The organism is Nonomuraea sp. NPDC052129 (genome assembly GCF_040680095.1).
GTDB lineage: Bacteria > Actinomycetota > Actinomycetes > Streptosporangiales > Streptosporangiaceae > Nonomuraea.
This window is the reverse complement of sequence record NZ_JBFAVX010000009.1, coordinates 268,631-290,904: the sequence shown is the minus strand read 5'-3', so window position 1 is coordinate 290,904 and position 22,274 is coordinate 268,631. Positions and strand designations below refer to the sequence as shown.

At 70.0% G+C, this 22,274-nt stretch carries 21 protein-coding genes; 15 read left to right on the top strand and 6 right to left on the bottom strand.

The genetic code is table 11. From position 1 onward, the window contains the following. The first annotated feature begins 59 nt into the window (after nt 1-59). Complete coding sequence (thiD, locus tag AB0L53_RS22690; protein WP_363996930.1) at nt 60-863, top strand: bifunctional hydroxymethylpyrimidine kinase/phosphomethylpyrimidine kinase; 804 nt, start codon at nt 60-62, stop codon at nt 861-863. Nucleotides 864-939: 76 nt separating this feature from the next. On the opposite strand, the gene rpmB is transcribed toward thiD, so the two are convergent. Further along, nucleotides 940-1,125, bottom strand: a complete 186-nt coding sequence (gene rpmB, locus AB0L53_RS22685; protein ID WP_049556934.1) for a 50S ribosomal protein L28 — start codon at nt 1,123-1,125, stop codon at nt 940-942. 201 nt (nt 1,126-1,326) lie between these two features. Between rpmB and AB0L53_RS22680 the strand changes: the two genes are divergently transcribed. From AB0L53_RS22680 to ftsY, 12 genes are all read left to right on the top strand, one after another. Next, nucleotides 1,327-2,931 carry a DAK2 domain-containing protein gene (locus tag AB0L53_RS22680; RefSeq protein WP_363996926.1) on the top strand — a complete coding sequence of 535 codons (1,605 nt, stop codon included), beginning with the start codon at nt 1,327-1,329 and terminating at the stop codon, nt 2,929-2,931. A gap of 34 nt (nt 2,932-2,965) precedes the next feature. After that, nucleotides 2,966-5,143 (top strand): ATP-dependent DNA helicase RecG, encoded by a 2,178-nt coding sequence (gene recG / locus AB0L53_RS22675; RefSeq protein ID WP_363996923.1) that lies wholly within the window; start codon nt 2,966-2,968, stop codon nt 5,141-5,143. Nucleotides 5,144-5,582: 439 nt separating this feature from the next. After that, nucleotides 5,583-6,149 carry a 16S rRNA (guanine(966)-N(2))-methyltransferase RsmD gene (gene rsmD / locus AB0L53_RS22670; RefSeq protein ID WP_363996920.1) on the top strand — a complete coding sequence of 189 codons (567 nt, stop codon included), beginning with the start codon at nt 5,583-5,585 and terminating at the stop codon, nt 6,147-6,149. Nucleotides 6,150-6,164: 15 nt separating this feature from the next. Then, on the top strand, nt 6,165-6,641 hold the full coding sequence (gene coaD / locus AB0L53_RS22665; RefSeq protein WP_363996917.1) for a pantetheine-phosphate adenylyltransferase: 477 nt from the start codon (nt 6,165-6,167) through the stop codon (nt 6,639-6,641). A gap of 174 nt (nt 6,642-6,815) precedes the next feature. Beyond that, complete coding sequence (locus tag AB0L53_RS22660; protein ID WP_357950450.1) at nt 6,816-7,262, top strand: YceD family protein; 447 nt, start codon at nt 6,816-6,818, stop codon at nt 7,260-7,262. A 1-nt stretch (nt 7,263) separates the two neighbouring features. Continuing rightward, complete coding sequence (rpmF, locus tag AB0L53_RS22655; RefSeq protein ID WP_033409409.1) at nt 7,264-7,443, top strand: 50S ribosomal protein L32; 180 nt, start codon at nt 7,264-7,266, stop codon at nt 7,441-7,443. 238 nt (nt 7,444-7,681) lie between these two features. Further along, nucleotides 7,682-8,401, top strand: a complete 720-nt coding sequence (gene rnc / locus AB0L53_RS22650) for a ribonuclease III (protein ID WP_357950763.1) — start codon at nt 7,682-7,684, stop codon at nt 8,399-8,401. Further along, complete coding sequence (mutM, locus tag AB0L53_RS22645; RefSeq protein ID WP_357950453.1) at nt 8,402-9,247, top strand: bifunctional DNA-formamidopyrimidine glycosylase/DNA-(apurinic or apyrimidinic site) lyase; 846 nt, start codon at nt 8,402-8,404, stop codon at nt 9,245-9,247. A gap of 66 nt (nt 9,248-9,313) precedes the next feature. Next, nucleotides 9,314-9,583 carry an acylphosphatase gene (locus AB0L53_RS22640; RefSeq protein WP_363996912.1) on the top strand — a complete coding sequence of 90 codons (270 nt, stop codon included), beginning with the start codon at nt 9,314-9,316 and terminating at the stop codon, nt 9,581-9,583. A gap of 191 nt (nt 9,584-9,774) precedes the next feature. Next, nucleotides 9,775-9,969 (top strand): hypothetical protein, encoded by a 195-nt coding sequence (locus AB0L53_RS22635; RefSeq protein ID WP_090938435.1) that lies wholly within the window; start codon nt 9,775-9,777, stop codon nt 9,967-9,969. Between the two features lie 184 nt (nt 9,970-10,153). After that, nucleotides 10,154-13,864 (top strand): chromosome segregation protein SMC, encoded by a 3,711-nt coding sequence (smc, locus tag AB0L53_RS22630; RefSeq protein ID WP_363997057.1) that lies wholly within the window; start codon nt 10,154-10,156, stop codon nt 13,862-13,864. Nucleotides 13,865-13,951: 87 nt separating this feature from the next. Continuing rightward, nucleotides 13,952-15,139: a signal recognition particle-docking protein FtsY gene (ftsY, locus tag AB0L53_RS22625; RefSeq protein ID WP_363996909.1), complete on the top strand. Its 1,188-nt coding sequence runs from the start codon at nt 13,952-13,954 to the stop codon at nt 15,137-15,139. 43 nt (nt 15,140-15,182) lie between these two features. Here ftsY and AB0L53_RS22620 read toward each other — a convergent pair whose 3' ends face one another. From AB0L53_RS22620 to AB0L53_RS22610, 3 genes are all read right to left on the bottom strand, one after another. Then, nucleotides 15,183-15,965, bottom strand: coding sequence for an ABC transporter ATP-binding protein (locus AB0L53_RS22620; RefSeq protein ID WP_357950460.1), 783 nt, complete (start codon nt 15,963-15,965; stop codon nt 15,183-15,185). Continuing rightward, nucleotides 15,962-17,005: an iron chelate uptake ABC transporter family permease subunit gene (locus AB0L53_RS22615; RefSeq protein WP_363997054.1), complete on the bottom strand. Its 1,044-nt coding sequence runs from the start codon at nt 17,003-17,005 to the stop codon at nt 15,962-15,964. The genes AB0L53_RS22620 and AB0L53_RS22615 overlap by 4 nt, the downstream gene beginning before the upstream one ends. A gap of 100 nt (nt 17,006-17,105) precedes the next feature. Continuing rightward, nucleotides 17,106-18,140, bottom strand: a complete 1,035-nt coding sequence (locus tag AB0L53_RS22610; RefSeq protein WP_363996904.1) for an iron ABC transporter permease — start codon at nt 18,138-18,140, stop codon at nt 17,106-17,108. A gap of 104 nt (nt 18,141-18,244) precedes the next feature. On the opposite strand from AB0L53_RS22610, the gene AB0L53_RS22605 reads away from it, so the two are divergent. After that, nucleotides 18,245-19,210, top strand: a complete 966-nt coding sequence (locus tag AB0L53_RS22605; RefSeq protein ID WP_363996901.1) for an iron-siderophore ABC transporter substrate-binding protein — start codon at nt 18,245-18,247, stop codon at nt 19,208-19,210. A gap of 15 nt (nt 19,211-19,225) precedes the next feature. Here AB0L53_RS22605 and AB0L53_RS22600 read toward each other — a convergent pair whose 3' ends face one another. After that, nucleotides 19,226-20,302 (bottom strand): PLP-dependent cysteine synthase family protein, encoded by a 1,077-nt coding sequence (locus tag AB0L53_RS22600; RefSeq protein WP_363996898.1) that lies wholly within the window; start codon nt 20,300-20,302, stop codon nt 19,226-19,228. Between the two features lie 244 nt (nt 20,303-20,546). Between AB0L53_RS22600 and AB0L53_RS22595 the strand changes: the two genes are divergently transcribed. Continuing rightward, nucleotides 20,547-21,131 (top strand): sigma-70 family RNA polymerase sigma factor, encoded by a 585-nt coding sequence (locus tag AB0L53_RS22595; protein ID WP_225291958.1) that lies wholly within the window; start codon nt 20,547-20,549, stop codon nt 21,129-21,131. 78 nt (nt 21,132-21,209) lie between these two features. Here the strand turns inward: AB0L53_RS22595 and AB0L53_RS22590 are convergent, their stop codons facing one another. Beyond that, complete coding sequence (locus AB0L53_RS22590) at nt 21,210-22,154, bottom strand: sensor histidine kinase (protein ID WP_363996895.1); 945 nt, start codon at nt 22,152-22,154, stop codon at nt 21,210-21,212. Nucleotides 22,155-22,274: the final 120 nt, after the last annotated feature.

Genomic DNA, 22,274 nt, shown 5'->3' with positions numbered 1-22,274 from the left:
GGCCCTCCGACCGGGAACGGGCCGTTGGCTAGCCGGCCATCCCGGCGGGGGATGGTTGGATGGGGGATATGACGGTTACGACCCCTCCATGCGTGCTGACCGTCGCCGGGTCCGATTCCGGCGGCGGGGCGGGTATTCAGGCCGACCTCAAGACCATGCTCGCCTTGGGCGTCCACGGCATGAGCGTCATCGCCGCGGTCACCGCGCAGAACTCGCTCGGCGTCCAGGGCTACTGGGAGCTGCCGCCCGAGGCCGTACGGGCGCAGCTCGACTCGGTGCTCGGCGACATCGGGGCGCGGTCGGTCAAGACCGGCATGCTGGCCTCACCCGGACTGGTCGAGGTCGTGGCGGCGGCGCTCGGCGCGTACCCGGCGCCGGTGGTGGTTGATCCAGTCGGCGTGTCGAAGCACGGCGACCCGCTGCTCGCGCCCGAGGCCGTCGAGACGGTCAAGACGCGGCTGCTGCCGGTCGCCACCGTCGTCACGCCCAACCTGTGGGAGGTCGAGCAGCTCACCTCGGTCAAGGTCGAGGACGAGGACGGCCTGCGCCGCGCGGCCGACGCCATCCTGGAGCTGGGTCCCGCCTGGGCCCTGATCAAGGGTGGCCACCTGCCCGGCGAGCCCGTGGACCTGCTCACGGACGGCACGAGCGAATATCGCTTCTCCGCGCCGCGCCTGGACAATCGGCACACGCACGGCACAGGCTGCACGCTCGCCTCGGCCATCGCCTCCTACCTCGCGCTGGGGGACGACGTGCCGACGGCGGTGGGCAAGGCGAAGGAGTACGTGACGGGCGCTATCGCCAAGGGCTTCCCGCTCGGCGACGGCATCGGCCCGGTCGACCACGCCTGGCGCTGGCGCTGACCCGAGCCATCCCGGACACGGCGAAAGCCCGCCGCTCGGTGTCGAGCAGGCGGGCTTTGGCGAAAGTCGGAACCGGCTAGCGGGTGACCTTGCCGGCCTTGATGCACGAGGTGCACACGTTGAGCTTCTTCGGCGTGCCGCCGATGACCGCGCGGACCGTCTGGATGTTGGGGTTCCAGCGACGGCGGGTGCGGCGGTGCGAGTGGGACACGTTGTTGCCGAAGGTCGGCCCCTTGCGGCAGACATCGCAGACGGAAGCCACGGTATCGCTCCTTAAAACAGTCGATGTAGCCCTGTCCGCGTGATGCTTTCCGGGCGAAGGGCATGCCGGGACAACCGGCCAGCCTGACGAGGATATCCGATCCGCGCCACTGGGCGCGAACCACGAGCACTAGACGGGCTCAAATGCGGAGATATCCTCCTGCATTAACGGTAGCGCATGCGGGGAGGTCGGAGCGCGCAGATGGAGGTTCTCGACCCGCCCGCGGTACGCCGCTGGGCCCGCCTGGCCGCCGACGCTCTGGGCGGCGCCAGGGCGGAGATCGACGCGCTCAACGTGTTCCCGGTCGCGGACGGCGACACCGGCACCAACCTGCACCTGACCGTGCTCTCCGCGGCCGAGGCCGTCGAGGCGCTGCCCGACGACGTGGACGCCGCGGTGATGTGGCAGACGCTCTCCTACGGCGCGCTGATCGGCGCCAGGGGCAACTCGGGGGTCATCGTCAGCCAGGCGCTGCGTGGGCTCGCGGAGGTGCTGAAGGACGGCGCCGACTTACGCGCCGGACTGCTGCGGGCCGCCACCTTGGCCAGGGAGGCCGTGGCCAGGCCGGTCGAGGGCACCGTGCTGAGCGTGCTGGAGGCGGCGGCACAGGCCGTACAGGAGATGCCCGTACAGGAAGGGCGCGCCCACGAGGTGCCCGGCCAGGAAGCGGCCGTCCAGGAAGTGATGGGCGATCTCGCGGCGGTCGCGCGGCGGGCGGCCGGTGCGGCGCGGGCGGCGCTGCGGCGTACGCCCGAGCAGCTGGACGTGCTGGCGCGCAGCGGCGTCGTGGACGCCGGCGGCGCCGGGCTGGCGATCATCCTGGAGTCGCTCGAACGGGTGATCACCGGCTCCCACAGCGACCGCTACGACGTGCCAGCGCCGACCTCGCGGATCTCGCCGATGACCGAGGTGGGGGCCGGCTATGAGGTGATGTACCTGCTCGACGCCGACGACGCCGCGGTGGCCAAGCTGCGCGAGGAGCTCGACGCGATGGGCGACTCGCTCGTCGTGGTCGGCGGCGAGGGCCTGTGGAACGTCCACGTCCACGTCGGAGAGGCGGGCCCCGCGGTCGAGGCGGCGCTGCGCGCGGGGCGGCCGTACCGGATCAGGATCACCTACCTGGCCGAGCGTACGCACCGGGCAAGCGCGGGCAGGGGCGTGGTGGCGGTCGCGGCGGGGGACGGGATCGCGGCGCTGTTCGAGGAGTGCGGCGCGGTGGTGGTGCGCCGCGCCCCCGGCACGCGGCCCACGCTGCCCGCCATGCTGGCCGCCATCCGGGAGGCGGGCGGCGAGGTGGCGGTGCTGCCGAACGACGAGGGCGCCGGGGCGGTCGCGACCGCGGCGGCCGAGATCGCCCGTGAGGACGGCGTCGTGGTCAGCGTGCTGCCCACCAGGGCCACCGTGCAGGGTCTGGCGGCGCTGGCCGTGCACGATCCGCTGCGCCGCTTCGACGACGACGTGGTGGCCATGACCGACGCGGCCGGGCACACGCGCCACGGGCACCTGGTGGTGGCCGACCGCGAGGCGGTGACGAGCGCGGGCGTGTGCCGTCCCGGCGACGTGCTCGGGCTGATCGACGGCGACGTGTCGGTGATCGGCGGCACGCTGGAGGAGGTGGCCACGCTCGTCGTGGACCGGATGGTGGCGGGCGGCGGCGAACTGGTCACCCTGGTCACGGGAGCCGACGCGCCGGTACGCCTGACCGCCCACGTCGAAGCCCACCTCAGGGTCATCAGACCCGACGTGGACCTGGTCGTCTACGACGGAGAGCAGGGCGGTTATCCACTGCTCATCGGTGTCGAATGATTCCTGTCGGCCGCAGGCGGTAGAACATAGTCCCGTGAGCCGTTTCGACGAGCCCCTGACGAAAGCGCTCGACCCCAAGACCGCCAAGCTGCTGCACAGCGTGCTCGGCCTGGAGACGGTCGGCGACCTGCTGCGCCACTACCCGCGCCGCTACGCCGAGCGCGGGGAGCTGACCTCGCTCGACGCGCTGGAGGTCGACGAGCACGTCACCGTGGTGGGCGAGGTCACGAGGCTGATGCGCAAGCCCATGCGCAACCGGGGCGGCACCTGGCTGGAGGTCGAGGTCGTCGACGGCGGGCGCAACAAGATCTACCTGTCGTTCTTCGGCAAGGGCTCCCATGTGGCCGAGTCGCGGCTCAAGCCGGGGCGGCGGGGGATGTTCGCCGGGAAGGTGGGCATGTTCGGGTCCAGGACGACGCCGCGGTGGCAGCTGTCGCACCCGGAGTTCGAGCTGTTCGAGGAGGGTGAGGCGAGCGCCGAGGACTTCGCGGCGGCGCCCGTCCCGATCTATCCGGCGGGCAAGGACCTGACGCCGTGGGCGATCAGGCGGGCGATCGGCGTGGTGCTCGACACGCTCGGGCCCCTCGACGATCCGCTGCCCGCCGAGCTGCGGGACCGGCGCGGGCTGGAGGGGCTGGGCGAGGCGCTGGTGTCCATCCACCGGCCGAAGGACTTCGCCGACATGCGGCGGGCGCGTGAGCGGCTGAAGTTCGACGAGGCGTTCGTCCTGCAGGCCGTCCTGCTGCAGCGCAGGCAGGCGGCGACCGCGTGGCCCGCCAGGTCCCGGCCCCGGCGGGCCGACGGTCTGCTGGCCGACTTCGACGGGCGGCTCCCGTTCTCGCTCACCGAGGGGCAGGCGCTCGTCGGCGAGGAGATCGCGGCCGACCTGGCGCTGGAGCACCCCATGCACCGGCTGCTGCAGGGCGAGGTGGGCGCGGGCAAGACCGTGGTGGCGCTGCGCGCGATGCTGCAGGTGGTCGACGCGGGTGGCCAGGCGGTGCTGCTGGCGCCTACCGAGGTGCTGGCCCAGCAGCACCACCGCTCGATCAGCGGCATGCTGGGCGACCTCGCGCAGGGCGGCATGTTCGGGGGCACGGCCGTCACCCTGCTCACCGGCTCCATGAACGCCGCCGCGCGCAGGTCCGCGCTGCTCGACGCCGCCTCCGGCACCGCGGGCATCGTCGTGGGCACGCACGCCCTGCTCCAGGAGCACGTCCAGTTCGCCGACCTGGGGCTGGTCGTGGTCGACGAGCAGCACCGGTTCGGCGTGGAGCAGCGTGACGCGCTGCGCGAGAAGGCCGGCGGCGGCCGTCCGCACGTGCTGGTCATGACCGCCACCCCGATCCCGCGTACGGTCGCCATGACCGTCTTCGGTGACCTGGAGGTCTCGACGCTTTCGCAGCTCCCCTCGGGCCGCGCGCCCATCACCACCCACGTCGTGCCCGCCGCCGAGAAGCCGCACTTCCTGGAGCGCACCTGGGAGCGGGTCCGCGAGGAGGTGGCCCTCGGCAGGCAGGCCTACATCGTCTGCCCGCGCATCGGCGACCTGGAGGGCGACGAGGGGGATCTGCAGGCACCGCCGTCCGATGAGGAGCGGCGTCCACCGCTGGCCGTCCTCGACGTGGCCGAGCTGCTCTCCGGCGGCCCCTTCCGCGACCTCCGGCTGGGCGTCCTGCACGGCAAGCTCCCGCCGGAGGAGAAGGACGCGATCATGCGCGCGTTCACCCGGGGCGAGCTCGACGTCCTCGTCGCCACCACGGTCATCGAGGTCGGCGTGGACGTGCCCAACTCGTCAGTCATGATCATCATGGACGCCGACCGGTTCGGCGTCTCCCAGCTCCACCAGCTCCGCGGCCGAGTCGGCCGGGGCGGCCTGCCGGGCCTGTGCCTCCTGATCTCGGACTTCCCCGAGGGCACCCCCGCCCGAGCCCGCCTGTCGGCCGTGGCGGCGACCCTCGACGGCTTCGAGCTGTCCCGCGTGGACCTCGAACAACGCCGCGAAGGCGACGTCCTGGGCGCGGCCCAGTCGGGCAAACGCTCGTCCTTGAAGCTGCTCCAGCTCCTCCGCGACGAGGACGTCATAGAGGCGGCCAGAGACGAAGCCGCGGCCCTGCTGGCCGCCGACCCGGACCTGAAGTCCAACGACGCCCTGCGCGCGGAGATAGACCGCCTGCTGGCGGACGAACGGGCCGAATATCTGGAGAAGACCTGATCCCGGGCATTGGAAGAAGCCCTGATCCCCGGGCACGAGATGCCACGGAATCGAGTAAGGATCGCACGTAACGGCGCCCGGCCCGGTGCGGGTTCAGCGGCCGTTTTCCTGGAGGCCCTCAGCCACGTATGGGGGGTGGCGGCCAACCCGGCCGTGCCGTAAAAAAAGAAAAAGCCCTTGATCTTGATACAGTCCCCAGCCGCGGGGACGGCCTCCCCCCGAATGCCGTCCCCGGCTGGGCCCACCCTCGGGTCAGGTGCCGAGGGAACCGGCGTGCGGAAGGGCTCACGATCACGCCGGTCGGCCTCCAACTGGGTCACCTTGAAGGCCGCAGGACCCATCATGCGAGACCCTCCCCGCGATGGGAATCACCCTTGCGTACTCGAGGCCGACACTTGTCCACTCTTGACCTGCGTCGACATGCGGAACAATGGCCCTCATGACTCGGATCATCGCGGGGAGCGCGGGTGGCAGGCGGCTGGCCGTGCCGCCGGGGCGCGGGACGAGACCGACCAGTGACAGGGCGCGAGAAGGGATCTTCTTGACCCTCGACTCGCTGCACGGGCTGGCGGGCGCCCGAGTGATCGATCTGTACGCGGGGTCGGGAGCCGTCGGGCTGGAGGCGCTGTCCCGGGGGGCGGCCCACGCGGTGCTCGTCGAGTCCGACCCGAGGGCCGTCCGCACGATCAGGGCGAACGTCGAGACGCTGGCGCTCGATGGGGCGCGGGTGGTGGCCGACAAGGTCGAGCGGTTCCTGGCGAAGCCCGAGGAGGGGGGCTACGACATAGTTTTCGCGGATCCGCCCTATGCCGTCACCGACGACGAGGTCACACGCGTACTGGAGTCGCTGCGTGACAACGGCTGGCTGACGGATGGGGCTTTGGTGGCGTTCGAGCGGGAAAGCAGGGGAAAAGCCCTGGTGTGGCCCGAAGGCTACGCAGAGGAGAGGGTCCGTCGCTACGGCGAAGCATCCGTTTGGTACGGTCGCGCCGCCGGGAACCCGTAGACCTGGGGAGGCGTTTTGCGCCGCGTTGTCTGCCCGGGGTCATTCGACCCCATCACCAACGGCCACCTCGACATCATCGGCCGGGCTGCCCGGCTGTACGACGAGGTGACCGTGGCAGTGCTCATCAACCTCGAGAAGAGCGGCCTGTTCACGGTCGACGAGCGGATCGAGGTCCTGCACACCGTGACCAAGGAGTACGCGAACGTCAAGGTGCAGAAATTCCATGGCCTGCTCGTAGACTTCTGCAAGCAGAACCACATCCCCGCGATCGTCAAGGGGATCAGGGTGGTCAGCGACTTCGACTACGAGCTGCAGATGGCACAGCTCAACTACCGGTTGTCGGGGGTCGAGACGCTGTTCATGCCGACCAACCCCGAATACTCTTTCCTGTCCTCCAGCAGGGTCAAGGAGATCGCCCGATACGGTGGTGACGTGTCCGGACTGGTGCCTGACCTGGTGCACGAGCTCCTCATCGAGCGGCTCAGGAGCTGACACCGACCTGCTATCCTTTGATTTCGGCCTTGTACGACGGCGACATTTCGCCATGCCTAGCGAGAGCAGATGACTCAGCACCTCGACCCCCGCTCCCCTTGGGTGATCTCCACTCACGACCTGGGTAGGCGACCGGGCTCGATGAAGCGGATGAACCTGTCCCTCCCGGCACCGGTGGATCTCGGCGTCGACATGATCGGTGTCCCCAAGGACGCCGAAGTCGAGCTGGATCTCCGGCTCGAAGCAGTGATGGAAGGCGTGCTCGTCTCGGGCACGGCGCAGGCCCCGCTCGCCGGGGAGTGCGCTCGGTGCCTCGACCCGGTCACCTCGGAGATCGAGGTCGACCTGCAGGAGCTGTTCTTCTACTCCGACGAGGACGCCTCGGAGGAGGATTCACTGCTCGACGGTGAGCTGCTCGACCTCGAGCCGACGTTCCGCGACGCGGCGGTGCTCGCACTGCCGCTGAGCCCCGTCTGCGGTGAAGACTGCGCGGGTCTCTGCACGGAATGCGGGGTCAAGCTGGCCGAGGCCGGCGACGATCACCGGCACGAGAAGATCGACGCTCGCTGGGCGTCGTTGCAAGGTCTGGTTACCGAGAACGATAACGATCAGGAGAAGTGACGTGGCCGTCCCGAAGCGAAAGATGTCGCGGAGCAACACCCGCGCCCGTCGCTCCCAGTGGAAGACGACTGCTGTCGCCCTGGTGAGCTGCCCGCAGTGCCGTTCGCCGAAGCAGCCGCACATCGCGTGCCCCACCTGCGGCACCTACAACCGCCGCCAGGTGATCGAGCCGTCCGCCTGATCGCACCGCCTGGTGAGCGGACCATGACCGCTCGAAGGGTTGACGCACTGCCGACCGGGTGCCATTGTGCCCCGGTCGGCGTTACCGTCTGACGCGTGCGGTGGCGGTTCGCCCGCGGCCGTGGTGGACGCCGGGGTTTGGTCCCCCGACGCCCACCACGTTTTCGGGCATCTTCCGCAGCCGTCGCGCCATGTGAAGATGTCCGAGGAGGAAGCACGTGGGCGCAGGTCCTAAGCCGGTGGCCGTCGAGGTCGCCCGAGAAGAGCTGGAGCGGGTGCTGCTGGTCGGCCTCGGCTCCGACATCCTGGAGCGGGCGCTGACCCACCGCTCCTACGCGTACGAGAACGGTGGCCTGCCCACCAACGAGCGCCTGGAGTTCCTCGGCGACTCGGTGCTCGGCCTCGTCGTGACCGACACCCTCTACCGCAATCACCCCGACCTGCCCGAAGGCCAGCTGGCCAAGCTGCGGGCCGCGGTGGTGAACATGCGTGCCCTGGCCGATGTGGCCCGCACGCTCGGCCTGGGCCGGTTCCTGCGGCTCGGCAGGGGCGAAGAGGGCACCGGCGGCCGCGACAAGTCTTCGATCCTGGCCGACACGCTGGAGGCGCTGATCGGCGCCGTCTACGTCGACAAGGGCCTCGACGAGGCGTTCCGGGTCGTGCACCTGCTGTTCGACCCGCTGATCGTCCGCTCGGCCTCGCTGGGTGCCGGCCTCGACTGGAAGACCTCGCTGCAGGAGCTCACCGCCTCAGAGGCGCTCGGCGTGCCCGAATACCACGTCGAGGAGAGCGGCCCCGACCATGCCAAGTCGTTCACCGCCGAAGTGCGGGTGGGCGGCGAGTCCTACGGCGCGGGCACCGGCCGCAGCAAGAAGGAAGCCGAGCAGCAGGCGGCCGAGGCGGCGTGGACCCGCATCAGGGCCCGCCGCGAGCAGCGCGAGAGCCAGCCGGCGGGCTAGGTGCCAGAGCTGCCGGAGGTCGAGGTCGTCCGCCGCGGCCTCGCCGAATGGGTCACCGGCCGGGAGATCGCCTCAGCCGAGGTGCTCCATCCCCGCGCCACCAGGCGGCACGTGCCGGGCGTCGAGGAGTTCTGCGCGCGCCTGAGAGGCCGTACGGTGCTCTCCGCGGAGCGCCGCGGCAAATACCTGTGGTTGCCGCTCTCGGGCGACGACGAGGCGCTCCTGGCGCACCTGGGCATGAGCGGTCAGCTGCTCATCGTGCCGCCCGACTCGCCGCTGGAGAAGCATCTACGCGTACGCCTCAGCTTCGCCGACGGCGGCTCCGACCTTCGTTTCGTGGACCAGCGAACCTTCGGCCACGTCATGCTCACCCCCCTGGTCGAGGGCATCCCCGCGCCGATCGCGCACATAGCCCCCGACCCGTTCGAGAAGGCGTTCGACGAGGCCGCCTTCGCCACGAACCTGCGCAAGAAGAAGACCGAGATCAAGCGGGCCCTGCTCGACCAGTCCTTGATCAGCGGAGTCGGCAACATCTACGCCGATGAGGCGCTCTGGCTGGCGAAACTCCACTGGGCCCGGCCCACCCAGACCCTCACCCGCCCCAAGATCGCCGAGCTCCTGGCCGCGGTCCGCCAGGTCATGGGCGCCGCCCTCCTGCAGGGCGGGACGTCCTTCGACAGCCTGTACGTCAACGTCAACGGGGAGAGCGGCTACTTCGAGCGCTCCCTGGAGGTCTACGGCCGGCGCGACCAGCCCTGCTCCCGCTGCGGCACCCCGATCAGGCGCGACCCGTTCATGAACCGCTCGTCCTACAGCTGCCCGACCTGCCAGCGCAAGCCTCGCTGAGCGAGTCCTCCGGAGGACTGTGTGGTGGCCTGGGTTCGGCTTGCGTAAAGGAAAAAGGGGGATCCCATGGTGCGGTTGACGGTATGGGTGCGGGGGCGAGTGCAGGGTGTGGGCTTCCGATGGTGGACGCGCGCACGGGCTCTGGAGCTCGGACTCACGGGCTGGGCGAGGAACGCGGCCGACGGCCGGGTGGAGATAGTGGCGGAAGGCACACAAGAGTCCTGCGTCAAGCTGCTGGAGCTGCTCAGAGGTTGCGACACGCCGGGCAGAGTCGATGGAGTGGTGGAACGATGGAGCGAAGCCCGAGGTAGTTTGGGTGGGTTTGTGGAGAGGTAAGGGGTTTCGTTAAACAGCCCAAATAGGGTATAGTTGTATGTCGGGAGTGCCCGGGGGTAGGTCTCTGCGGTTCGTTCGACTTGACCGCCCACACTGCCGGTGCGACTCTTGTTAGGTACCACGCGCACCCCTCCCGCGGAATAAGAAGTGCGCGAACCAGTCTGGTCACTCAGCGTGGAGGACCCTTTACCATGGCGAAGGCTCTACTCGGCCACGTCGGCGGTCCTGACCCTCGAATGGTCTCGGAGATGCGCCGTCTGCAACAGCGGATCCGGGATTTGGAGGCAGAACTCATCCGACTCCAGGCCACGAATGACGCTCTTGCGGCGCAAACCCGCGACGAGGCGCTCAGCCGTATGCAAGAGCGCGAGCCGGCACTCACCTAAGAGTGTCCGGAGCGCACGACACCCCAGGGACGTCTCGAAGAGGCGTCCCTTGTTATTTGCTTATTCCCTAGAGTTTGGTGCCTCCTTTACCAGACCGGCGCGGCCTCGACTGCACCCGCCCTCATGGGGCAGCGAAGACCAGTAGGCTTTTCCGAAATCGGTTCTCGGAGAAGGGGGCGTGGTCTTGCACCTGAAGACCCTCACCCTGCGCGGCTTCAAGTCGTTCGCCTCCGCGACCGCCCTGCGCTTCGAGCCCGGCATCACCTGTGTGGTGGGCCCCAACGGCTCCGGCAAGTCCAACGTCGTCGACGCCCTGGCCTGGGTCATGGGCGAGCACAGCGCCAAGTCGCTGCGCGGCGGCAAGATGGAGGACGTCATCTTCGCCGGCACCTCCTCCAGGCCGCCGCTCGGCCGGGCCGAGGTGACACTGACCATCGACAACTCCGACGGCGCGCTGTCGATCGACTACACCGAGGTCACGATCAGCCGCCTGATGTTCAGGTCGGGCCAGAGCGAATACGCCATCAACGGCGACACCTGCCGCCTGCTCGACATCCAGGAGCTGCTGTCCGACTCGGGCATCGGCCGTGAGATGCACGTCATCGTGGGTCAGGGCCAGCTCGACGCCGTGCTCCACGCGGGCCCCGAAGATCGGCGCGCGTTCATCGAAGAGGCCGCGGGCGTACTCAAGCACCGCAAGCGCAAAGAGAAGGCGCTCCGCAAGCTCGACGCCATGCAGGCCAACCTCACCCGCGTCCAGGACCTCGCCACCGAGCTGCGCCGCCAGCTCAAGCCGCTCGGCCGCCAGGCGGAGATCGCCCGCAAGGCCGCCGTCATCCAGGCGGACCTGCGCGACGCGCGGCTGCGCCTGCTGGCCGACGACGTGTGCGTACTACGCGAGACGCTGGAGCGCGAGGCGGCCGACGAGGCGGCGATCCTGGCCCGGCGCACCAGGGTGGAGTCCGAGCTGGCCGAGGGCCAGCAGCGGGAGGCCGCCCTGGAGAGCGCCGAGGCCGAGGCCCAGCCCCGGCTGAGCGCCGCCCAGGAGACCTACTTCCGGCTCTCCTCCCTGCGCGAACGCATCACCGGCCTCGAACAACTGGCCGCCGAACGGCACCGGCACGCGCTCGACGCGGCCGCCATCGAGCGGCGCGGGCGCGACCCGGAGGAGCTCGAACGCGAGGCCGCCGAGGTGCGCGAGCAGGAGCTGATCCTCCGTGCGGAGCTGGAGCACGCCCAGGACCTGCTGGAGGAGGCGGTCCAGCGGCGCGCCGAGTCCGAGGCCGAGCTGAGCGCCGAGGAGCAGCGGCTCGCGATGGCCTCACGGGCCGCCGCCGACCGGCGCGAGGGCCTGGCCAAACTGCGCGGCCAGGTCGATTCCGTACGCAGCAGGGCCCGTGCCGCCGAAGACGAGATCGGCCGCCTCACCCGCGCCGTGACCGAGGCCGCCGGACGTGAGCGCCAGGCCCGTGAGGACCTGGAGGCGCGGCGGCTGGAGGAGCCCGCCGTCGACCCGGCGCTGGCCGCGGAGCTGGTCACCGCGCAGTCGCTGGTCGACGAGGCCAAGGCGGCGGCCGACGAGGCTCGGGCCGCGGTCGAGCAGGCCAAGTCCGCGCTCGACGCGCCGCGAGCGGCTCTCCAGTCCGCCCGATCGGGCATTGGCACGGCCCGCGCCACCGACCAGGAGGCCCAGCGGTCCGTAGCCGCTCTCCGGGCCCGCTGCGAGGCCCTGGAGCTCGGCCTGGCCAAGGGCGACGGCGGTGCGGCCCTCCTTGAGACCGACCTGGCCGGGGTGCTCGGTCCTCTGGCGGCCTCGATGCAGGTCACCCCGGGCGCCGAGCTAGCTGTGGCGGCCGTTCTCGGGCCGATCGCCGACGCGATCGCCGTCAAGACGGTGGACACCGCGATCGGCGCTCTCGAACTGCTCCGCGTCAAGGAGGCGGGCCAGGCGACCCTCCTGGTGGCGGGCTCCGCCGATCAGGTCCACGTTGCGGGTTCCGGCGGACAGGTCGCCGATCAGGTGCGCGTGGCCGCGCCTCAGGGGAGTCGTTGGGTCGCCGCGCTGGTGACGGTGCCCGGACACCTCAGGGCCGCCCTCGACCATCTGCTGGCCGGCGTCGTCGTCGTGGACGACCTCGAGGCCGCCCGCGCGATCGTGGACGCCCATCCCGAGCTGCGGGCCGTGACCAGAGGCGGCGACCTCGTCGGCGCCCACCTGGCCAGCGGCGGCTCCGAGGGCGGCACCTCGGTGCTGCAGGTGCGAGCGGCGCTCGACGACGCCGTCGCGGACCTGGAGGAGGCCGAGGGCAGGGCCGAGGAGACCGCCGCCGCCCTGGAGGAGGCCGCGGCCGCCGAGCAGGCCGCGCAGCTGGCCGTGGAGTCGGCCCAGAGCCAGGTCAACGAGGCGCAGACCGCCGCGGGCACCGCCCAGGCCGGGGTCAACGCCGCCCAGGGCGCGCTCGACCAGGTCAGAGCCAGGCAGCGGGAGGCCGACCAGCGCAACGCCGCGGCGGCCAAGCGGCTGGCCCAGCTCGAAGCCGCCGCCGACGCCGCGCGCGCCGAGGCCCAGCGCCTCGCCAAGAGCGTCACGACGGCTGAGGAGTCCCGCACCGAGGGGCTGGAGGAGCTGGCCGAGCTGGAGATCCGGCTGGCCGAGGCCGAATACGCGCAGGAGCTGGAGACCGAGCCGACCACCGACGTCCGCGACGAGCTGGCCGCCACCTGCCAGGTCGCCAGGCAGCGCGAGATGGAGACCCGCCTGCAGGTCCGCACCGCGGAGGAGCGGGTCAAGGGCATCGAGGGCCGGGCCGACGGCCTGATCAGGGCGGCCCAGCGCGAACGCCACGAACGCGCCGAGGCCGCCTCCCAGCGGGCCAGGCGCAGGCGGCAGGCCGCGGTGGCCGAGGCCGTGAGCAACGGCGCCAAGCAGGTGCTCAAGGTCCTGGCGACGTCCATCCAGCTCGCCGCCCGCGAACGCGACGAGGCCGACCTGGCCCGCGTCGCGATCGACGCCGAGCTCAAGCAGGTCCGCCTGCACGTACGCGAGCTGGGCCAGGAGCTCGACAAGCTGGTCAACCGGGTCCACGGCAGCGCGGTCGCCCGCACCGAGCAGCGGCTCCGCCTCGAACAGCTCCAGCAGCGCGCCCTGGAGGAGTTCGGCGTCGAGCCCGAGTCGCTGATCTCCGAGTACGGCCCGGAGGCCCCGGTCCCCGGCGACCCGCCCGTCCCCTACGTACGCGAGGAGCAGGAGAAGCGGGCCAAGATCGCCGAGAAGCAGATGAACCAGCTCGGCAAGGTCAACCCGCTGGCCCTGGAGGAGTTCGCGGCGCTGGAGGAGCGGCACGCCTTCCTCAACTCGCAGCTCGAAGACCTCAAGAAGACCCGGCGCGACCTGCTGCTGGTGGTCAAGGAGGTCGACGACCGGGTGGAGCAGATGTTCTCCTCCGCCTACGAGGACGTGGCGCGGGAGTTCGAGCAGATCTTCACCAGGGTGTTCCCCGGTGGCGACGGTCGCCTGGTGCTGACCGAGCCCGGTGACATGCTGACCACGGGCATCGAGGTCGAGGCCCGGCCGCCCGGCAAGAAGGTCAAGCGGCTGTCGCTGCTGTCGGGTGGGGAGCGGTCGCTGACCGCGGTGGCGTTCCTGATCTCCATCTTCAAGGCGCGGCCCTCCCCGTTCTACGTGATGGACGAGGTGGAGGCGGCCCTCGACGACACCAACACGCAGCGGCTGCTGCGGCTCTTCGAGGAGCTGCGGCAGAGCTCCCAGCTGATCGTCATCACCCACAACAAGCGGACGATGGAGATCGCCGACGCCCTCTACGGCGTGTCGATGCGCGGCGACGGCGTCACCCAGGTGGTCAGCCAGCGACTCCGGGAGCGCGAGTCCGCCTGACATCGCCTGATCGTCCGGGCTCCGATCGGGCCGGTCCGCGCGGCGCGGGTCATCAGCATGCCGGTCCATCTGGAAAACTGACCTGTTGTGGATGGTTACCTCGGCGTCATCGTGATCGTGGTCGTCGTCGCCCTGCTGGCGGCCGGCGGCCTTTTCCTGCTCTTCAGGCCCGGTGGCAAGGGCGCACCGCCGGTCGAACCGCCCAAGACGCCCCAGGCGCCCACGCTCCCCGAGCAGCGTCCGGCGCCCAGCGCGGAGGAGGGTGAGGGGGGAGGGGCGACCACCACGCTCCCGCCGCCCGCGCAACCCGCCGTCGTCACGCCCGAGATCGAGGTGCCGCCGCCGTCCGCCGGCCGGATGGTGCGGCTGCGCTCCCGGCTGGCCCGCTCGCAGAGCACGCTCGGGCGCGGCCTGCTGGAGCTGCTGTCCCGCGACCGCCTCGACGACGAGGTCTGGGACGAGATCGAGGAGAGCCTGATCACCGCCGACGTCGGCGTGGCGCCGACGCGCGCCATGGTCGAGGAGCTGCGCACGAAGGTCAAGGTGCTCGGCAGCCGCACCCCCGAGGAGGTGCGTAAGCTGCTCCGGGAGCAGCTGCTCGCCCAGATCAACCCCGATCTGGACCGTACGCTGCACGTCCAGAAGCACGGCGAGCGGCCCGCCGTCGTGCTCGTCGTCGGCGTCAACGGCACCGGCAAGACCACCACCACGGGCAAGCTGGCTCGCGCGCTGATCGGCGACGGCAAGAAGGTCGTGCTCGGTGCGGCGGACACGTTCCGGGCCGCCGCCACCGATCAGCTCCAGACCTGGGGAGATCGGGTCGGCGCCGACGTCGTACGCGGGCCGGAGGGCGGCGATCCCGCCTCTGTCGCCTTCGACGCCACGGCCAAGGGCATCGAGGAGAAGGCCGACGTCGTCATCGTCGACACCGCCGGCCGCCTGCACACCAAGACCGGCCTCATGGACGAGCTGGGCAAGGTCAAGCGGGTCATCGAGAAGAAGGCCACGGTCGACGAGGTGCTCCTCGTCCTCGACGCCACCACCGGCCAGAACGGGATGCGGCAGGCTCAGGTGTTCGCGGAGGTCGTCAACATCACCGGCATCGCGCTGACCAAGCTCGACGGCACGGCCAAGGGCGGCATCGTCATCTCGGTCCAGCGGGAGCTGGGGGTTCCGGTCAAGCTGGCGGGGCTCGGAGAGGGTCCCGACGACCTGGCGCCCTTTGATCCTGAGGTGTTCGTGGACGCCATTCTCGGCGACGACAATTCCAAGTAAATCGGGACATGAGGATGTGCGGCGGGGTGCGTGCCGACGGGGTTCAGCGGTGTGTGCCGATGGGGATGACGAGTGGCGTGCCTGCCACCGGGTCGGCGATGATCTTGGCGTCCAGTTCGAACACCTCCCGCAGCAGGTCCTCCGTCAGCACCTCGTGCGGGTCGCCCGCGGCCACCACCCGGCCCTCCCGCATGGCCACCAGCCGGTCGGTGTAGCGGGCCGCCAGGTTGAGGTCGTGCAGGACCATGACGATGGTCCGGCCCGCCGCCCCGTGCAGGTGCCGTACCAGCTCCAGGACCTCCACCTGGTGCGCCAGGTCCAGGAACGTGGTCGGCTCGTCGAGCAGCAGCAGGTCGGTGCCCTGGGCCAGCGCCATGGAGATCCAGGCCCGCTGCCGCTGCCCGCCTGAGAGCTCGTCCAGGGGGCGTTCGGCGAGGTCCGCCAGGCCGGTCATGGCCAGCGCCTCGTCCACGGCCGACTCGTCGTCCGACGACCACTGCCGGTACCAGGTCTGATGCGGGTGCCTGCCCCTGGCGACCAGGTCGGCGACCGTCAGCCCTTCCGGCGCGGTGGGGGCCTGCGGCAGTACGCCGAGGATCTTGGCCACCTCGCGGGTGGGGGTCCGGTCGATGCGCTTGCCGTCGAGCAGTACCTCGCCGCCCTGCGGCCGGAGCAGTCGGCCGAGCGCGCGCAGCAGGGTGGATTTGCCGCAGCCGTTAGGGCCGATGATCGTGGTGACCGTGCCCGCCTCGATGCCGAGGTCGAGCCCATCGACGATGGTGCGATCGCCGTACCCGAGCTTGACGTCGACGGCCTGGAGCCTCATTTGCGCGCCTTCCAGATCAAGTGGATCAGGTACGGGGCGCCGAGGACCGCGGTCACGACGCCGACGGGCAGTTCGATCGGGGAGAAGACGGTACGCGCGATCAGGTCGGCGGCGGCGGTCAGCACGGCGCCGACCACTGCCGACGACAACAGCGGTGGCTGGCCGTAGCGGGTCAGCCGGAGCGCGACCTGCGGCGCGGCCAGCGCGACGAACGCGATCGGGCCCGCCGAGGCCGTGGCGACGGCGGCGAGGAGCACCGCGGCGAGGATCATCAGCGCGCGCGCCGGGTTCATGCGCAGGCCGAGCGCGGTGACCGTGTCGTCGCCGAAGCGCAGCGCGTCGAGCGAACGGGTGCCGAGCAGCGTCAGCGGCACGAGTACGACCAGCGCGAGCGCCACGGGCAGCACGTGCTCCCAGCCCCGGCCGTTGAGCGAGCCGCTGATCCAGACCATGGCCCGGCCGGTGTCGTTCACGTCGCCGACGGTCAGCAGCCAGTACTTGACGTTGGTGAACACCGCGGCGACGCCGATGCCGACCAGGACCAGCCGGTAGCCGTCGAGCCCGCGCCGCCAGGCCAGGGCGTACACGATCACGGCTCCCGCCAGGCCGCCGACCAGCGCCAGGAGGGGGATGCCGAGGGTCGAGAGCAGGCCGCTGACCCCGCCGTACGCGCTGCCGCTGGCCACCACCCCGGCCACGACCGTGACGGAGGCGCCGGTGGTGACGCCGAGGATCTCGGGGCTGGCCAGCGGGTTGCGCGCGATGGACTGGATGATCGCGCCGGACAGCGCCAGCGCCGCGCCCACCAGGGCGCCGGTCAGGGCGCGTGGCAGGCGGAGTTCCATGATCACGAAGTGTTCGGCGCTGTTGACGTCGAACGTGCCGCCCAGCACCTGGGACAGGCTCATCGGGATGTCGCCGATGCGCATGTTCAGGGCCATGAGCAGGCCGAGGAGCGCCAGGCCGCCGAGCGTGACGGCGACGGCGCGCGGCCGTACCCGCCAGGACAGGCCCGCCACCCGCAGCGGGATCGTCGTCATCACGGCCACACCGGCCTGCTGATCATCACGGCTACGCCGGCCTGCTGAGCGGGATTCGCCGTCATCACAGCCCAATCGGTCTTCCTGAGCGGAGTCGTCGTCACAGCCGCACCGGCTTTCTGCGGCGGACCAGGACGACGAAGAAGGGGGCGCCGAGGAGCGCGAGCACCACGCCGACCTCCAGTTCGCCCGGCGGGGCGACCACGCGGCCGATCACGTCGGCGAGCAGCAGCAGCGCGGCGCCGACCAGTCCGGAGTACGGCAGCAGCCACCGATGGTCGGTGCCGGACAGCGGGCGGACCAGGTGCGGCACGATCAGCCCGACGAACGCCAGCGACCCGCAGGCGGCCACCGAGGCGCCGGTGAGCAGGGTGACGGCGGCGACGCCGACGGTGCGGGTGAGAGCGATGTTCTGGCCGAGGCCGCGGGCGACGTCCTCGCCGAGGGCCAGCGCGTTCAGTCCCGGCGCGTTGACCATCGCCAGCACCAGGCCGACAAGGATGAAGGGCAGCACCTGCCAGACCACCTCGGAGCCCCGGGCGGCGATGGAGCCTGCCTGCCAGAACCTGAACACGTCCATCGCCTGCTCGTCCAGGAGCACGATGGCCGAGGTCAGCGCGTACAGGAAGGCGCTCACGGCGGTGCCCGCCAGGGCGAGCGTGACCGGCGTCGGGCCGCCGCGCCCGCCGACCATGCCGAGCGCGAACACTCCGACGCTGGCGATCAGCGCGCCGGCCAGGCCGAACCAGATGTAGGCGAGCAGGCTGGAGGCACCCAGCAGGATGATCGAGGCGACCATCGCGAACGCTGCCCCCTGGGTCACGCCGAGCAGTCCGGGGTCGGCGAGCGGGTTGCGGGTGTGGCCCTGCATGAGCGCGCCCGCGACGCCCAGTGCTAACCCGGCCAGTACGCCGAGCACGGTCCTGGGGACGCGTAGGGAGCGGATGACGATGTCGTTCTCGGTGCCGGTCGGGGCGGTGAGCGCGTGCCAGGCGTCGGCCAGCGGTACGGACTTGGCGCCGATCGTGATGCTCAGCACCACGCCGATCACGACGGCCCCGAGCAGAATCAGGAGAACGGTGAGCCGCCGATGCTGAACGCCGTGCGGGCGCGGCGTCACAGCAGTTGCGGTCACGCGAATCCTCCCTGTGTTCATTTGCCCGACCTTGGTGAAGTATGCCAGGTTAGGCAGGGCTAACCTTAATTAGGGTTGCCTAATATTTGCTGGAAAGGGATCAGATGAGACCGTTGCGCGCTCTGGTGGGGGCCGTACTTGTGGCGGTGCTCGCCGCCTGTGGTTCTTCGACTCCCGCTGCGCAGAAGCCGGCGGAGCCGTTCCGTATCGTCAAGCACGCGATGGGCGAGACCAAGATCCCAGCGCAGCCGAAGCGGGTGGTGGCCCTGGACCAGAGCTTCGTCGACGCGGTGCTGACGCTGCGGACGCCGGTGGTCGGCTACACCACGTACCGGTCCATCGACACGAAGCTACCTGATTACCTGGGCTCCGTCGCCGCCGAGTACGGCAAGGAGGCCACCCCGGTCGGCACCCTGGAGCAGCCCAGCCTGGAGAAGATCATCGCGCTCAAGCCCGACCTGATCGTCTCGGCCAAGGTCCGCCACGAGGCCCTCTACGACAAGCTGTCCAAGATCGCCCCGACCGTCTTCAGCGAGACCACCGGCGCCATCTGGAAGGACAACATTCGGCTCATGGGGCAGGCTCTGGGTCAGGAGCAGCTCGCCGACACGACGATCAAGTCGTACGAGGAGCGGGCCGCGAAGATCGGCACCGCGATCAAGGAGAAGGACGGGAAGCTGCCGACCATCTCCATTGTCAGGTTCGCCGGTGAGCCGACGACGCGGCTGTACGTCGAGAACTCCTATTCGGGGGTTGTGATGAAGGACGTCGGCTTCCCGCGCCCGGAGGGTCAGCCCACCAAGCAGGACGCGATCGTGGTGGACGTGAGCCAGGAGCGCATCGGGGACCTGGACGCGGATCACCTGTTTGTCGCGACATATCCTGACCCGTCGTCTGAGGGGCCCAAGGAGAAGTTCGTGGGCAACCCGCTGTGGGGGAAGCTCAAGGGTGAGAAGCACGAGGTCAGCGATCTGACCTGGATGAGCGCGGTCGGCATCCAGGGCGCCCATGCGATCCTCGACGACGTGGCGAAGCTCTTCGCCGTCGATCCCGCCAGAACCACTTCCTGACCGGCCGTGACCAGGTCAGCTCGCCGACAGGAACGTACGCAGGTCTGCCAGATGGGGTGTGAGGTCCAGGCCCTGGGCGGCGAGCCAGTCCGGGTCGCAGTAGGTGCCCCGGTAGCGCTCGCCCCCGTCGCAGATCAGGGTGACGATGCTGCCCTGCGTGCCCGTTCGGCGCATCTCGCGGATCAGGTCCACGCAGGCGGCCACGTTCGTGCCGGTGGAGCCGCCCACGTCGCGGCCCGTCACCTCGTGGACCCAGTGCATCGCGGCGATCGACCGGGCGTCCGGAACGGTGATCATGCGGTCGATGACCATCGGCTGGAACGAGGGCTCCACCCTCGGCCGGCCGATGCCCTCGATGCGGGAGCCCCGCGCGGTGACGGACGTGTCGCCCGACACCCAGCTCGGATAGAAGGCGGAGCCCTCCGGATCGGCCACCGCGAGACGCGTGGGGTGACGGCGGTAACGGATGTAGCGGCCGATCGTCGAGGAGGTGCCGCCCGTGCCCGCGCCCACCACGATCCAGGTGGGCTCCGGGTGGGGCTCCATGGACATCTGCGAGTAGATCGACTCGGCGATGTTGTTGTTGCCCCGCCAGTCCGTGGCCCGCTCGGCGTAGGTGAACTGGTCCATGAAGTGGCCGTTCGTCTCGGCCGCCAGGCGGTAGGACTCGTCATAGATGGTGCCGGGGTCGTCGACCAGATGACACTTGCCGCCGTAGAATTCGATCAGCGCGATCTTCTCCGGTGACGTGGACGCGGGCATCACCGCGATGAAGGCCAGGCCGAGGAGCCGGGCGAAATATGCCTCGCTGACCGCCGTCGAGCCGCTCGACGCCTCTACGACCGTGGTGGCCGGCCCGATCCAGCCGTTGGCCAGGCCGTACAGGAAGAGAGATCGAGCAAGTCGGTGTTTGAGTGAACCAGTGGGGTGGACTGACTCGTCTTTCAAGTAGAGGTTTATGCCCCAGCGCGGGGGAAGCGGAAAGACATGGAGGTGCGTATCACAGCTCCGGTTGGCGTCGGCTTCTACCTTACGAATCGCCTCCGTCACCCACAGTCGCGCCTCTACGTCATGCCGGTCCACGAAATCCATGGTCTATACGCTATCCCATGTGACTCTGACCACATTAAGTGCGAAATTGGGGGTATAGTGTTATGCTAATGAGACTGGTCCCGCCGTGGACGTGATGACGCACGCCGCGAGCAGGTGGACCTTTAACCTCTCTGACCTGGCGGAACCGTTAACGCGGCCCTTACGTGCCGATTGCCAAACTGGTACCAAGGCCAGCGGCTTGGCCGAGATGGGGGATAGCGCAAGGGGGAATGATTTGATCACCATGACCGATGAACAGCGACAAGACTGGTTCGAGCGCGACGTCGTGCCCGTGACGTCGCAGCTGTTCGCCTCCGCCATGCGCCTGACCCGCAACTCCGCCGACGCAGAGGACCTGGTCCAGGAGACCGTGGCCAAGGCATATACCTCGTACCACCAGTTCCGTGAGGGCACGAACCTGAAGGCCTGGCTGCACCGGATCCTCACCAACAACTTCATCAACGACTACCGCAAGAAGCAGCGCTCGCCCAAGCTGGCCGCCGCCGAGGAGATCGAGGACTGGCAGCTGCACGCCGCCGAGTCGCACAGCTCCACCGGCCTGAAGTCGGCCGAGACCGAGGCGATCGAACGGCTGCCCGACAACGTCGTGATGAACGCGCTGCGCTCTCTGCCGGAGGACTTCCGCGTCGCCGTCTACCTGGCCGACGTCGAGGGGTTCGCCTACAAGGAGATCGCCGAGCGCATGGGCACACCGATCGGCACGGTCATGTCCCGGCTGCACCGGGGCCGCCGTCAGCTGCGCGGCATGCTTGAGGGCTACGCCCGCGAAGAGGGCGCCCTACGCGTGCCGGCCCAGAGCGCCGCCTAGGCCCAGAGCACCGCCTGAACGTCCAACCCCATACCCAGAACGTCGCCTAGGCGTCCACGCCCACACCCAGGGTGCTGTCTAGCCGTCCAACCCCATATGGAGCCGTACGCGGAGTGTTCCGTTCTCGGCGCGCAGGTCGACGTAGTCGCAGAGCTGTCGGCTGATCCAGAGCCCGTATCCTCTAGGGGATTCGGGCTCAGGTGGTATATAGCCCGGTAAAGGGTCATCGAGGGCGCCGCCCGGGTCGGCGATCTCGCAGATCATCTCCCTTCCGCTCACCCACATCTTGATCATGCCGTGGCCGGCGCCGTGCTCGACGCTGTTCGCGGCGATCTCGGAGACGCTGAGCACCAGGGAGCCGATGAGGTTCACGTCCATCCCGGCGGCGCTGGCGTAGTCGCGGACCGTGTGCCTGAGTCCCTTGATCTCCCGCGCGGTGAAACTGACCGTCGCCACCCGCCCGCTCGGTGCGGGCAGCGGCTCCAGGTCGCCGTTCAGTACGAGCTCGTGCGGCCGGACGAAGCCCGTGCTGACCGCCTCGCCGGTGGCATCCAGGAGCAGGGGATGGATTGCCGGTTGATACTCCAGCACCGCCGCCGGGGTGGTTCGCGGGTTGTAGAGGCACAGCACGACGGCCCTGGCGTCCTCCAGGGCGGCGTTCAGCACCGATTCGTACCGGATCCACTCGCGGGTCTCGCGCTCGCCGCGTTCAGGCCAGGGGATCTCGCCGATGACGAGCGTGCGCCGCCCCCGGGTGTACTCGTGGTAGGCGGCCAGCGTCCGGGGCGGGTGGATGTACCAGGTGCGGGAGTCTCTGCGGTCGATCTGCCGGGCTTCGTCGCCCAGCACCTCGTCGAGCAGCCGGAGCTTGTCCGCCGAGGTCGCTACGATGACCCGTCTGTCGTGGGCGAGGGCCGCGCGCACGCGCGGCACGGTCAGCCTCAGGAAGGCGTCATTCGAGTCGTACGACACCGCAACGTGCTTGAACGACTCGTGGTCTGGACGAGCCCGATCAGGGCGCACGGCCGAAACGTAGCAAGCGCTTGCAATCTGCGCAACGGCTGCGGTCGGCACCGCGCCGGACGGCCGAATTGACGCGCCAAGCGACCGCAACTGTTGCATGGAGACCTCACGCGAGCCGCG

Bases quoted from the DNA above. Each gene is read 5' to 3' on its own strand.
- thiD (WP_363996930.1), top strand. From the start codon at position 60: ATGGGGGATATGACGGTTACGACCCCTCCATGCGTGCTGACCGTCGCC.
- AB0L53_RS22680 (WP_363996926.1), top strand. From the start codon at position 1,327: ATGGAGGTTCTCGACCCGCCCGCGGTACGCCGCTGGGCCCGCCTGGCC.
- rsmD (WP_363996920.1), top strand. From the start codon at position 5,583: ATGACTCGGATCATCGCGGGGAGCGCGGGTGGCAGGCGGCTGGCCGTG.
- AB0L53_RS22640 (WP_363996912.1), top strand. From the start codon at position 9,314: ATGGTGCGGTTGACGGTATGGGTGCGGGGGCGAGTGCAGGGTGTGGGC.
- AB0L53_RS22635 (WP_090938435.1), top strand. From the start codon at position 9,775: ATGGCGAAGGCTCTACTCGGCCACGTCGGCGGTCCTGACCCTCGAATG.
- AB0L53_RS22620 (WP_357950460.1), bottom strand. From the start codon at position 15,965: ATGAGGCTCCAGGCCGTCGACGTCAAGCTCGGGTACGGCGATCGCACC.
- AB0L53_RS22615 (WP_363997054.1), bottom strand. From the start codon at position 17,005: ATGACGACGATCCCGCTGCGGGTGGCGGGCCTGTCCTGGCGGGTACGG.
- AB0L53_RS22605 (WP_363996901.1), top strand. From the start codon at position 18,245: ATGAGACCGTTGCGCGCTCTGGTGGGGGCCGTACTTGTGGCGGTGCTC.
- AB0L53_RS22600 (WP_363996898.1), bottom strand. From the start codon at position 20,302: ATGGATTTCGTGGACCGGCATGACGTAGAGGCGCGACTGTGGGTGACG.
- AB0L53_RS22595 (WP_225291958.1), top strand. From the start codon at position 20,547: ATGACCGATGAACAGCGACAAGACTGGTTCGAGCGCGACGTCGTGCCC.